This window comes from Nocardia rhamnosiphila NBRC 108938, from assembly GCF_000720425.1.
GTDB classification, from domain to species: domain Bacteria; phylum Actinomycetota; class Actinomycetes; order Mycobacteriales; family Mycobacteriaceae; genus Nocardia; species Nocardia rhamnosiphila.
This window is the reverse complement of the sequence record NZ_JOAJ01000007.1, coordinates 393,573-405,644: the sequence shown is the minus strand read 5'-3', so window position 1 is coordinate 405,644 and position 12,072 is coordinate 393,573. Positions and strand designations below refer to the sequence as shown.

Genomic DNA, 12,072 nt, shown 5'->3' with positions numbered 1-12,072 from the left:
GCCACCTGTCCCGTCCGCCGGTAATGTGCCTGTCGTGTCGCGTATCGCCATCGAATACTGCACCCAGTGCCGCTGGCTGCTGCGGGCGAGCTGGATGGCCCAGGAACTGCTGACCACTTTCACCACCGATATCGGCGAGGTCGCGTTGATTCCCGGGGAAGGCGGCGTCTTCCGCATCACGGTCGACGACACCCAGGTGTGGGAGCGCCGGGCCGACGGGGGATTTCCGGATATCGCCGTCCTCAAACAGCGGGTCCGCGACCGGATCGCCCCGGAGCGCGATCTCGGCCATATCGACCGCGGCGGCGCGGATCCCGGCATCGCGGGATGATCCGTGCGCCGGGCCGCAGCAGGAAAGACGTCACGCCGCGCCGCGGACCCGCCGGGCCGGGCCGCCGGGCGGCGGTCCGGTGCGGGACGTGGATCAGGCGCAGCAACCGCCACCGCAGCAGCCACCGCCGGTAGGCGCGGCGGGCGCGGAGACGGCCGGAGCGGCCGCGCGGCCGGTGGTCGCGAAGGTGGTCAGCAGTTTCACGGTGTCGTCGTGGCCGTGCGGGCAACGGGCCGGATGCGACGCCTGCGCCATCGGTCGGTTGATCTCGAAAGTGTCGCCGCAGCTGCGGCAGCGGAACTCGTAACTCGGCATGGCCGAATTCTAGGGCGACCCGGCGCCCCTTTTTTGCGATGCAACGCGACATTTCTGGAACCGAAGTGTAACCACTTCGGTCGTACCCTCGAATGCACAGGTAGAGGAGGTCTGTGATGAACGTCCAGTGCTTCGAGGGGACGCCTGCGGTGGGCGACGAGCGCGCCCCGGTGGCGCGGACCGAGTTCGGCGCGGTCCGCGGTAGCCGGGAGGGCGCGGTCTCGGTCTGGCGGGGTGTTCCCTACGCCGCCGCACCCGCCGGACCTCGCAGGTTCCGGCCCCCGCGGGCCCCGGAACGCTGGGACGGGCTCCGCGACTGCCTGGTCGCCGGGCAGATCGCGCCGCAGGATATGGCCAACACCGTGCCCATGGACCGCTCGCTGGCCATGGGCGAGGACTGCCTGTGGCTCAATGTCTGGGCGCCGGCCACCGCGTCGGAGGAACCGCGGCCGGTGATGGTGTGGCTGCACGGCGGCGCCTACTGCCTCGGCTCCGCGGCCCAGGGCGTCTACGACGGTCGCCACCTGGCCGAGATGGGTGACGTGGTGGTGGTGACGGTGAACTACCGGGTGGGCGCGTTCGGGTTCCTGGATCTTTCGTCGCTGTCCGACGAGTTCGTTCCCAATCTGGGCCTCCTCGACCAGCTGGCGGCCCTGGAATGGGTGCGCGACAATATCGGCGCCTTCGGCGGCGACCCGGGGAATGTGACCCTCTTCGGGGAATCCTCCGGGGCCGGCTGTGTCACCGCGCTGCTCACCGCGCCGCGGGCCGCCGGTCTGTTCCAGCGCGCCATCGCGCAGAGCCCGCCCGCCACGACCGTGTACGGGAAGGAACGCGCGGCCGGGGTGGCCGAACGTTTCCGTGAACTGGTCGACCTGCCCCGCGCCCGGATCGGCGAACTGCTCGAATGCCCGCTCGAGCGGATCGTGCGGGCCGCCGCGGTCCTGATCGACGAGGTGCCGCTGCAGGCGCCCGGCACCCTGGCCGCCGCCCCGGTCGTCGACGAGGATCTGCTGCCCGGCTATCCCACCGACCGCTTCCGGGACGGGCGGTCACATCGGGTACCGCTCATCATCGGCACCAACAAGGACGAGGCGTCGCTGTTCCGGCTGTTCCGGTCGCCGATCATGCCGGTGACCCCGCAAGCGGTGAACACGATGCTCGAACAGGTACAGGCCGGGCATCCCGGGCTGACGGCGGAACGGCTCGCGGAGATCACCGCGGTGTATCCCGACCTGGCGAAGCCCCGGGGTGCGCTGGCCATGTCCACCGACGCGGCGTTCCGGATGCCGGCCCTGTGGGTGGCCGACGGCCACGCCCAGCACTCACGGACCTGGATGTACCGGTTCGACCACGCCACGCCCATGCTGCGGGCGGCCCGGGTCGGCGCCGGGCACGCCACCGAACTGCCGTACGTGTTCGGCAACTTCGGCACCTTCGACCACGACCCCACCTTCTGGCTCGGCGGCCGGAAACAGGCCGTCGAGGTCTCGGGCCGGATGATGCGTCGCTGGCTGGCCTTCGCCGCGCACGGCGTACCGGCCGCGCTGGACGGCTCGAAACACTGGCCGCCCTACCATCCGGAGTCGCGGGACACGCTGCTGATCGACTCCATCGACCGCGTGGTACCGGACCCGGAGGGCGACCTGCTCACCGCATGGGGAGAACGCGCGGTCGGCTTCGCGTAACTCTCACACGTCGGTGGAGAAGCGGATCCCGCCGTCGGGGATCTCCACTCCCGGCCACACCCGGGCGCCGCGCAGCAGTTCGCAGCGGGCGCCCACGCTGGCGCCGTCGCCGATCACTCCGTCGCGGACCAGGGCGCGGGGGCCGATGCGGGCGCCGAAACCGATGATGGAGCGTTCCACCGTGGCCCCGGCCTCCACCTTGGCGCCGTCGAACAGGATGGCGCCGTCGAGACGGGCACCGGCGCCCACTTCCGCGCCGCGGCCCACCACGGTGCCGCCGATGAGCAGGGCGCCCGGGGCGATCCCGGCGCCTTCGTGCACGAGGGATTCCCCGCGCTGGCCGGGGAGCGCGGGGGAGGGGGCGATACCGCGGACCAGGTCCGCGGAACCGCGGACGAAGTCCTCCGGAGTGCCCATATCCCGCCAGTACGAGGTGTCGACGTGACCCTGGACACGGGCGCCCTCGGTCAGTAGCGCGGGGAAGACTTCGCGCTCCACCGAGACCGGGCGCCCGGCCGGGATCTTTTCGATGTATTCGCGCCGGAAGACGTAGCAGCCGGCGTTGATCTGGTCGGTCGGCGGGTCCTGGGTCTTCTCCAGGAAGGCCGTGACCCGGCCGTCGGCGTCGGTCGGTACGCAGCCGAAGGCGCGCGGATCGCTGACCCGCACCAGGTGCAGGGTGACGTCGGCCCGGGTCTTCTCGTGGGTCTCCAGAATGGACGTCAGGTCGGTGCCGCCGAGGACGTCACCGTTGAACACCATGACGTTGTCCGCGGTGAGCCGGGACAGCACATTGCGGATCCCGCCGCCGGTGCCCAGAGGTTCGGTCTCGGTGACGTATTCGAGCTCGAGGCCGAATTCCGCGCCGTCGCCGAAATACTCCTCGAAGACCTCGGCCTTGTAGGAGGTGCTGAGCACCACATGGGTGATGCCCGCGCCCGCGATCCGGGTCAGCAGATGGGTCAGGAACGGCAGCCCGGCGGTCGGGAGCATCGGCTTGGGCGCCGACAGGGTCAGCGGCCGCAGCCGTGTCCCCTTTCCGCCGACCAGAATCACCGCGTCAGCGCCTGCTTGTGATGCCATGGAGCTCCCTTGTTCCCATCCGATCATCGACCCGGCACGGTAACGGTCGGTTGTCTATCCGGCCTGCTCCCGATCCCGTGCACGCAGAGCGGATCGAACCGCAATCCGGCAGCGCACCGCAAGTCCGGCCTTCAGCGCCCAGCGCAGCGGGGCCTGCCACCAGTGCGGATGCCGGTCGGCCTGGAAGCGGTAGGCGCTGGCGTGGTGGGCGGGCAGCATCGTCTCGGGGTGGCGTCCGGCCGCGTGCCCCTTGGCGTGGGTGACCTCGGCGTCGGGCACGAAGACGTTGTGCCAGCCGGCCCGGCCCATCCGGTCACCGAAGTCGACATCCTCCATGTACATGAAGTACCGCGAGTCGAAGCCCTCGATCGAATCGAACGCCGCGCGCCGCACCAGCAGGCACGACCCGGACAGCCAGCCGACGGTGCGTTCGGAGATCTCCTCGTTCTCCTGGCGGTAGCGCCGGGTCCACGGGTTGGTCTTCCAGACGGCGCCGAGGATCGCGTGACCCGCGCCGTCCATGATCCCGGGTACCGAGCGGGCCGAGGGGTAGACGCTGCCGTCGGGTTCGCGGACCATGGGCCCGATGGCGCCGGCCCGGGGCCATCGCTGGGCCGCTTCGAGCATGATGTCGATGGAATCGTTGCCCCACCGGATATCCGGGTTGGCGATCAATACGTACTCGAGTTCGGGGTCGATTTCGGCGACGGCCCGGTTGATGGCGCCGCCGTATCCGATATTGCCGCCGGTCGGTAGGAAGCGCACATGGGCATTGGCGTCGGCCACGAGTTCGGGGACACCGTCGGTGGAGCCGTTATCGGCCAGGATGACCTGCGGCTTCTCCGCGGTGGCCGTGGCCAGGGTGCTGATGAAATGCTCGAGATGTTCGCCCGGCGAATAGGTGACCGTGACCACGGCCAGACGTGGCCGGTCGTGCGGGGTATCGGAAGCGCTCACAGCGCACCACCCTAACGGGCGGCCCGGTTCAGTGCCTCGGTCAGCGCGGATTCCCACGGGCGCAAAGGTGTCAGTCCGGCCTCGCGCCAAGCGGTCCCGGACAGCACCGAGAAAGCGGGCCGGGCGGCGGGCCGGGGAAAATCCGCGGTGGTGCACGGCCGGACCCGCTCCGGGTCGGCGCCGATACCGGCGAATACCGCGCGGGCCAGGTCGTACCAGCTGGCCCGGCCGGAGTTCGTGGCGTGCAGCACAGCGGGTGCCGTGGGCGTCGCGGCCAGTTCGAGCAGTCCGGCGGCGAGGTCGGCGGCGAAGGTGGGGGAGCCGATCTGATCGTTCACCACGGATACGGTGTCGCGTTCCTTCTCCAGCCGGCGCATGGTGGCCACGAAATCGGTGCCGGTCCCGGCGTATACCCAGGCCGTCCGCACGATATGGGACTCCGGGCACAGTTCACGCACCGCGCGTTCCCCGGCGAGTTTCGAACGGCCGTACACCGTGGTGGGCCCGGTGGGATCGGACGGTTCGTAGGGGCTGTCGGCGGTGCCGGGGAAGACATAGTCGGTGGAGAGGTGGATCAGCCGGGCGCCGGCGCGCGCGCAGGCCGCGGCGAGTACCGCCGGGCCGGTCTCGTTACCGGCGAAGGCGGTTCCGGGTTCCGATTCGGCTCGGTCGACCGCGGTGAACGCGGCACAATTGAGGACGATATCGCCGGGACGGACCACTGATTCCACCGCTGTTCGATCGGTGATGTCGAGCCCGGACCGGGTGAAGGCCCGGAGAGCGGGTATCAGCCGGAGTAGTTCACCACCCACCTGACCGCCCGCCCCGGTGACGAGGAGACGGTCGGCTACTTCGGTTGCGGTCGGTAGTGCGGCGTTCACCGGCCCAGTCTGGCACGCCGTCGGTCGCCGAATCGGGGTCACCGGGGCTGCTGTTGGTTAGCCTGCGTGGTGCGGAAGGTGTTTCGACGGCATACGCGAAGTGGGTCGGGGTCCTCGACCGATCCGTAAGGGGAGAGGAAGTCCAAGGTGGCGCAGCGTGGGGAGCCGACGTTGTGGAGCCCGGTGCGGGTACTGGTCGCATCGGTTGCTCTGATGGTGCTGGTGGCGACCGGGTTCGCCTGGCGCGGGGTGGATTCCCTGGTCTCGAATATCGAGCGGATCAGCGATCTGGGCCTGGGTGGGCATACCGACGGCGCGGTCGACATCCTGCTCGTCGGCGTGGATTCGCGGACCGACGCCAAAGGCAACCCCCTCACCGACGCCGAACGGGCCATGCTGCACGCCGGTGACGAGATAGGCACCAATACCGACACCATCGTGCTGGTGCGTGTGCCCAACGACGGGCGCTCGGCCACGGCCATCTCGATACCCCGCGACGCCTACGTCGATATTCCCGGCCTGGGCAAGGGCAAGATCAATTCCGCCTACGGGGTCACCAAACAGACCGTGCAGGACGATCTGCTCGCCGAGGGGGTCTCGGCGGACGACGCCGAAGAGCAGTCCACCCAGCGCGGGCGGCAGGCACTGATCGAATCGGTGGCCGGGCTCACCGGGATCACCGTCGACCACTACGCCGAGGTCTCCCTGCTCGGTTTCGTCCTGCTCACCGACGCGGTCGGCGGGGTGGACGTCTGCCTGCGCCATGCGGTCGACGAACCGCTCTCGGGGGCGTATTTCCCGGGCGGGCGGCAGAAGCTCGACGGGCCCCAGGCGCTGAGCTTCGTGCGGCAACGCCACAATCTCGAACGCGGCGACCTGGACCGCATCGTGCGGCAGCAGGTGTTCATGGCCCAGCTGGTCCATCAGGTCGTGAGCGCCGACACGCTGAGCAATCCGAGCCGGTTGCGCGAACTCAGCGACGCCGTGGGGCGCACCGTGGTACTCGACGAGGGCTGGGATCTGATCGGTTTCCTGAACCAGCTCCAGGACCTGGCCGCCGGGGAGGTCACCTTCGAGACGGTTCCGGTCGCCGATCTCAACGGCACCACCACCAACGGAGAATCGGTGGTCCGCGTCGATCCCGACGAGGTGCACGACTATGTCGCCGCCCTGGTCGGCGAGGAACCGACCCGCCGGCCCGAGACCGAGACCACCACCCCCGCGGTGAACCCGGGCAACGTCGAGGTCTCGGTGTACAACTCCAGCACGATCTCGGGCCTGGCGAACGCGGTCGCCCAGGAACTCCTCGGTCTCGGTTACACCCAGGGGTCGGTGGGTAACTATTCCGGTGGGCCGGTGTCGCAGAGCCAGGTGCGCGCCCCCTCGGCGTCGGATCCGGGCGCGAAGGCGGTCGCGGCCGCGCTGGGCGGGGTGCCCGTCGTCTCGGATCCGTCGATTGCGACGGGAGCGGTGAGCGTGGTGCTGACGAGCGACTACGCTGGCCCCGGATCCGGTAGCGGAGACGTGATCGATTTCGGCTCTACGTCGACCTCGGCCACTCCGGTGCCGCCCGCGCCGCCGATCGCGGCGGCCGAAGACGGACCCACCTGTGTGAATTGAGCGCCGAAAGCAGACGATGCGTGACATAGACCAGGCAACAACCCTTCCCGAAGCGGTGCTCGAGCCGATTCTGGACCGCGAACCGGCCGCCCCCCGCGTCACCTGGTACGACGACGCGACCGGCGCCCGGATCGAGCTGTCCGGGCTCACCCTCGCCAACTGGGCCGCCAAAACCGGCAATCTGATCCGCGACGAGTTCGGGCTCACCCCGGGCGCCCGGGTCGCGGTGCTGCTGCCCGCGCACTGGCAGACCGCGGCGGTCCTGCTCGGCTGCTGGTGGGCGGGAACCGAAGTGGTACTGCACGCCGACCCCGACGCGGAACTCGTTTTCGCCGCGGCGGACCGGCTGGCCGAAACCGAGGACGCGCCCGAGGTGGCGGCGTTGTCGCTGGACCCGATGGGTGGGCCGGTCCGGGATCTGCCGATCGGGGTCACCGACTACGCGACCGCGGTCCGCGTGCACGGAGATCAGTTCCTGCCCGGTGGCACCGGTGCGGCCCTCGACGGTATGCCGGTATCGGAGGTGCTCGCCGAGGCCCGGAAATCCGCTGCCCGGCAAGGTTTCGCCGAAGGTGACCGGGTGCTCTCCAGCGCCTCCTGGGATACGCCCGCCGAATTGATCGACGGTTACCTCGCGGTGCTCACCGCGGGCGCCTCCCTGGTTCAGGTGGCCAATCCCGATCCGGCGCTGCGGGAGCGGCGGGTGGAAAGCGAACGGGTCACCTGCGTTCTGTGAGAGGTCCTCTCCTACCACGGTAGGGCCGAGGTTTCCGACTCCGGCAGGTTCCCCGGCCGCCGCGCGTTCCGTAGCGTTCGTAGCGGTGGTCCTCCGGTGCCGGTGGACGAGCAACGCGACCGGGCCGACCAGGCCACCGTGCGCGCCGCCCGGGCCGCCGGGCGGGCCAGGCACGCAGGACGCGGTCGGCACGACAGGAGTGGGTGGGAATGAAACCGGAATACGTGTTCCGCTGGGTGAATCAGCACGGGCTGATCCGCGTCGCGAAGAAGGCGCAGCTGCGCCGGGGGGATCTGTTCGCCCGCCTCAACGGCGGCCCCGAGGGGATCACGAACCCGTACCCGTTGCTCGAGGAACTACGCGGGGAGGGCGGAGTGCATCGCGCCGGACCCCTGTGGATCACCATGGATCATGCGGTGGTCCGGGAAGTCCTGCGGGACAACCGCTTCGGAGTGGGCATGCCCGCGCTCGTCCGCCTGCCCGGGTTCGCCCGCCGTGCGCTGGCGCGGCGCCCGATCCCGGCCAATCCCGTCGATCCGCCCTCCATGTTGATGATCGACCAGCCCGAACACACCCGGATGCGCAAACCGGTCGCCGCGGCCTTCACCCCGCGGGCCATCGGCCGCCTCCGGGACCGGGTCGTCACGGTCACCGACGAACTGCTCGCCGCCCTGCCCGAGGACGCTCCCGCCGACCTGGTCGGCCAGTTCGCGTCGCAGGTGCCGATCGCCATCATCTCCGAAATGCTCGGGTTTCCCGACCGCGATCGGCAGATGTTCCTGAGCTGGGGTGATGCCATCAGCCCGCTGCTGGATATCGGCATCTCCTGGCGCGCCCACGACCGCGCCATGCGCTCCTCGGAAGCGGTACAGGACTATCTGCTCGACCATATCGACCGGCTGCGCGCCGAACCCGGCGACGATATCCTCAGCAGCCTGGTCCGCCAGGGAGAACTGTCCACCTACGAACTCTGCGCCTCGGCGACCCTGCTGATGGGTGCGGGTTTCGAGACCACCGTCAACCTCATCTCCAAGGGGATCGTGCTGCTGCTCGAACATCCCGAGCAGCTCGCCCGCCTCCGGGCCGAGCCGGAGCTGTGGCCCGGCGCGGTGGAGGAGATCCTGCGTTTCGATCCCCCGGTGCAGACCACCGCGCGGCTGGCGCACACCGAGGTGGACATCGCGGGCCGCCGGTTGCGCAAAGGCGCGACCCTGGTGCTGTCGCTGGCCGGCGCCAACCGCGACCCGGCGATGTTCCCCGACCCGGCCCGCTTCGACATCACCCGCCCCAACGCCAAGGAACACCTCGGCTTCAGCAGCGGTATCCACGCCTGTCTCGGCGCCAGCCTCGCCCGGATGGAGGCGGCCCACGCGTTGCGCGCTCTCTTCGAACAGTTCCCCGACCTCCGGCTCGGCGGCACGCCGCGGCGACGGCAGCTGTACACCCTGCACGGCTACGAGACCCTGCCGGTCCACACCGGTCCCCGCGCCCGGGCCAGGCAGCCCATCGCCTGATCCGCGGTGGTGATGTCACAGTCGGCGCGCACGAATCGTCGGATCACTGTCGACAGTCAGCACACCGAGGAGATCTGGTATGTCCATCGAGATAAGCAACCCGCCGGCTCTGCACGATCCGGTCCCGTTCGGCTACAGCCATGTGGCCGTCACCCGTGGTGAACTGGTCTTCATAGCCGGTCAATACGATTCCGACGCAGCGGGCGCCACCACAACCGACGATTTCGCCGGTCAGGTGGAGCGGGCGTTCGCCAACCTGGGCGTCGCGTTGCGTTCGGCGAGCCTGGATTTCGCCGATATCGCCCAGTTGCGCACCCATATCGTCGACCACGGCCCGGAAAAACTGGCCGTGGTCGGCGCGAAGATCGCCGAGATCTGGGGTGATCGGCCACCGGTCCAGACGCTGATCGGCGTCGCGGCCCTCGCGCTACCGGCAATGCAGTTCGAGGTGGATGCGGTGGCTGTCCGACCCTGAACCGTCCGAGAAGGCAGAATCGGGGGATGGCGGATGTCGTAGTGGTAGGTTCCGGCCCCAACGGCCTCGCGGCGGCGGTGACCATGGCCGCCGCGGGCCTCGAGGTCGAGGTGTACGAGGCCGCGGACACTCTGGGCGGCGGTTGCCGGACCGCGGAAACGACCCTGCCCGGGTTCCGGCACGACGAATGCGCGGGCGCCCATCCCATGGCCCTGGCCTCCCCCTTCTTCCAGGCGTTCGATCTCGCCGCGCACGGGGTCGAACTGCTCACCCCGGTGGCCTCCTACGCCCATCCGCTGGACGGCGGCACTGCCGGGATCGCATGGCGGGACCTGGAACAGACAGCCGACGGCCTGGGGGCCGACGGCAAGGCCTGGCGCTCGCTGTTCGGACCGCTGGTCCGGGACTGGCAGCACGTCGTACGCACGGCGATGTCGGATATGCGGCGCATCCCCTTCAGTTCCGCCACCATCCGGTTCGGCCTGCGCATGCTCGAACAGGGCTCCCCGCTGTGGAACACCCGTTTCCGCGGCGGGGTCGCGCCCGCGTTGTTCACCGGGGTCGCCGAACACGTCATCATCCCGCCCCGGCAGCTCCCCGCGGTGGGCGCCGGACTGCTGCTGGCCACCCTCGCCCACGCGGGCGGCTGGCCCGTGCCGCGCGGCGGCAGCCAGGCGATCATGGACGCGCTGGCCGCCGACCTGCGCCGGCGCGGCGGGCGGCTGCACACCGGTCACCGGGTGGACTCCTTGGCGGAATTCCCGGACGCGCGCGCGGTGCTCTGCGATATCGCGCCGGCCGAACTGGTCCGGATCGCCGGCGACCGGCTACCCGCCGGATATCGCCGCCGGCTCGACCGATACCGCTACGGCGGCGGCTCCTGCAAAGTGGATTTCGCGCTATCGGGACCGGTGCCATGGCAGGCGCCCGGATGCGCCGAAGCCGGCACCCTGCACCTGGTCGGCAGCCGGGCCGAAGCGATGGCCGCCGAACACGCGGTAGCCGCCGGAATCCACACCGACCGCCCCTTCACCATGGTCATCCAGCCCGGCGTGGTCGACCCGACCCGGGCCCCCGCCGGACAGCACACTCTCTACACCTACGCCCACGTACCGCACGGCTCCGACCGGGACGTCAGTGAACTCGTCGCCGACCAGATCGAACGATTCGCCCCCGGCTTCCGCGACCTCGTCCTCGCGAAACATGTGCGGACGGCCGCCGAAATGCCCGCCTACAACGCGAACTATGTCGGCGGCGATATCAACGCGGGAGCGATGACCCTCGCGCAGACCGTTTTCCGCCCGGTACCGCGCTGGAATCCGTACAGCACCGGGCTGCCCGGCGTCTACCTGTGCTCCTCGGCCACCCCGCCCGGCGGCGGTGTCCACGGAATGAGCGGTGTACACGCCGCCCGGCACGTACTGCGCACGGTCTTCGGCAACCGCGCCGATCCCTACCGGCTGCTCACCGCGGACACCGCACCGGACCCGGCACCCTAGGCTTCGCGCGCGGTCTCGCGATACAGGTCCGGTTCCAGATAGATGATCCGCGCGGCCGGGACCGCCGCCCGCACCCGGCTCTCCGCCGCATCGATACCCGCCGCGATCCGGTCGATATCCAGCCCCGGCGTCACCGCGACCTTCGCCGCCACCAGCAGCTCCTCCGGGCCCAGATACTGGGTCTTGATATGGATCAGGCGGTCGATCGTGATCCCGTCCACCAGGTTCTCGCGAATCGCCCGGTCCTCCGCGGGAGTCGCACCCTCACCGATCAGCAGACTCTGCATCTCGATGATCAACACGATCGCGATCACGCCCAGCAGGCCACCGATCGCCAGCGTGCCCACCCCGTCCCACACCGGATCGCCGGTCACCATCGTGAGCCCCACACCACCGAGCGCGAAAACCAGACCGATCAACGCGCCGGTGTCCTCCAGCAGCACCACCGGCAATTCCGGACTCCGCGAATTACGAATGAACTGCCACCAGCTCGCCCGCCCCTTCAGCGGCGCCGACTCCTTCACCGCGGTGCGGAAACTGTAGCTCTCCAACCCGATAGCGATCACCAGGATCACCACGGCCACGATCGGCGAACTCAACTCCTCGGGATGCTGGATCTTGTGCACACCCTCGTACAGCGCATACACCGAACCCAGTGTGAACAGCACCAGCGCCACCACGAACGAATAGAAATAACGGCTACGCCCGTACCCGAACGGATGCAGTTCATCGGCCTGCTGCTCGGCCCGATTCTGCCCGAACAACAACAAACCCTGGTTGGCGGTATCGGCCACCGAGTGCACACCCTCCGCCAGCATCGACGCCGACCCGGTGATCGCCGCACCGACGAACTTGGCCACCGCGATCCCGGCATTCGCCGACAACGCGGCAAGAATCGCCCTCTTACTTCCACCAGCCGACATCCGCCACCCTCCTGCTACTCCGATGCCCGAACCATTGGTCCGATGCGACA

The 12,072-nt window shown here is 69.6% G+C and carries 12 protein-coding genes; 7 read left to right on the top strand and 5 right to left on the bottom strand.

The genetic code is table 11. The annotated features are described in order from the left end of the window. Nucleotides 1-34: 34 nt before the first annotated feature. Nucleotides 35-331, top strand: coding sequence for an Rdx family protein (locus tag IG75_RS0124065; protein WP_030523326.1), 297 nt, complete (start codon nt 35-37; stop codon nt 329-331). A gap of 93 nt (nt 332-424) precedes the next feature. Here the strand turns inward: IG75_RS0124065 and IG75_RS0124060 are convergent, their stop codons facing one another. Beyond that, on the bottom strand, nt 425-646 hold the full coding sequence (locus IG75_RS0124060) for an FmdB family zinc ribbon protein (protein WP_030523327.1): 222 nt from the start codon (nt 644-646) through the stop codon (nt 425-427). A 116-nt stretch (nt 647-762) separates the two neighbouring features. Between IG75_RS0124060 and IG75_RS0124055 the strand changes: the two genes are divergently transcribed. Further along, nucleotides 763-2,334: a carboxylesterase/lipase family protein gene (locus IG75_RS0124055; protein WP_030523328.1), complete on the top strand. Its 1,572-nt coding sequence runs from the start codon at nt 763-765 to the stop codon at nt 2,332-2,334. Nucleotides 2,335-2,337: 3 nt separating this feature from the next. On the opposite strand, the gene manB is transcribed toward IG75_RS0124055, so the two are convergent. From manB to rfbD, 3 genes are read right to left on the bottom strand one after another with little or no spacing between them, the layout of a single operon-like run. Then, on the bottom strand, nt 2,338-3,417 hold the full coding sequence (gene manB, locus IG75_RS0124050) for a mannose-1-phosphate guanylyltransferase (protein WP_030523329.1): 1,080 nt from the start codon (nt 3,415-3,417) through the stop codon (nt 2,338-2,340). A 54-nt stretch (nt 3,418-3,471) separates the two neighbouring features. Further along, nucleotides 3,472-4,374 (bottom strand): glycosyltransferase family 2 protein, encoded by a 903-nt coding sequence (locus IG75_RS0124045; RefSeq protein WP_036514966.1) that lies wholly within the window; start codon nt 4,372-4,374, stop codon nt 3,472-3,474. Nucleotides 4,375-4,385: 11 nt separating this feature from the next. After that, entirely contained in the window at nt 4,386-5,255 is an 870-nt protein-coding gene (gene rfbD, locus IG75_RS0124040) for a dTDP-4-dehydrorhamnose reductase (protein WP_030523331.1), read from the bottom strand. A 213-nt stretch (nt 5,256-5,468) separates the two neighbouring features. On the opposite strand from rfbD, the gene IG75_RS0124035 reads away from it, so the two are divergent. The 5 genes from IG75_RS0124035 (at nt 5,469) to IG75_RS0124015 (ending at nt 11,099) form a co-directional block, all read left to right on the top strand. Then, nucleotides 5,469-6,875 (top strand): LCP family protein, encoded by a 1,407-nt coding sequence (locus IG75_RS0124035; protein WP_081877061.1) that lies wholly within the window; start codon nt 5,469-5,471, stop codon nt 6,873-6,875. Between the two features lie 16 nt (nt 6,876-6,891). Continuing rightward, on the top strand, nt 6,892-7,611 hold the full coding sequence (locus tag IG75_RS0124030) for a TIGR03089 family protein (RefSeq protein ID WP_030523333.1): 720 nt from the start codon (nt 6,892-6,894) through the stop codon (nt 7,609-7,611). Nucleotides 7,612-7,820: 209 nt separating this feature from the next. Next, on the top strand, nt 7,821-9,125 hold the full coding sequence (locus IG75_RS0124025) for a cytochrome P450 (RefSeq protein ID WP_030523334.1): 1,305 nt from the start codon (nt 7,821-7,823) through the stop codon (nt 9,123-9,125). Nucleotides 9,126-9,204: 79 nt separating this feature from the next. Further along, nucleotides 9,205-9,600, top strand: a complete 396-nt coding sequence (locus IG75_RS0124020) for a RidA family protein (protein ID WP_030523335.1) — start codon at nt 9,205-9,207, stop codon at nt 9,598-9,600. Nucleotides 9,601-9,626: 26 nt separating this feature from the next. Further along, nucleotides 9,627-11,099, top strand: a complete 1,473-nt coding sequence (locus tag IG75_RS0124015; protein ID WP_030525961.1) for a phytoene desaturase family protein — start codon at nt 9,627-9,629, stop codon at nt 11,097-11,099. Here the strand turns inward: IG75_RS0124015 and IG75_RS0124010 are convergent. After that, the gene (locus IG75_RS0124010; RefSeq protein ID WP_030523337.1) at nt 11,096-12,022 is read right to left on the bottom strand and encodes a cation diffusion facilitator family transporter; all 927 of its coding nucleotides are present in this window, start codon (nt 12,020-12,022) and stop codon (nt 11,096-11,098) included. The two genes, IG75_RS0124015 and IG75_RS0124010, sit on opposite strands and share 4 nt — an antisense overlap. Nucleotides 12,023-12,072 lie beyond the last annotated feature (50 nt).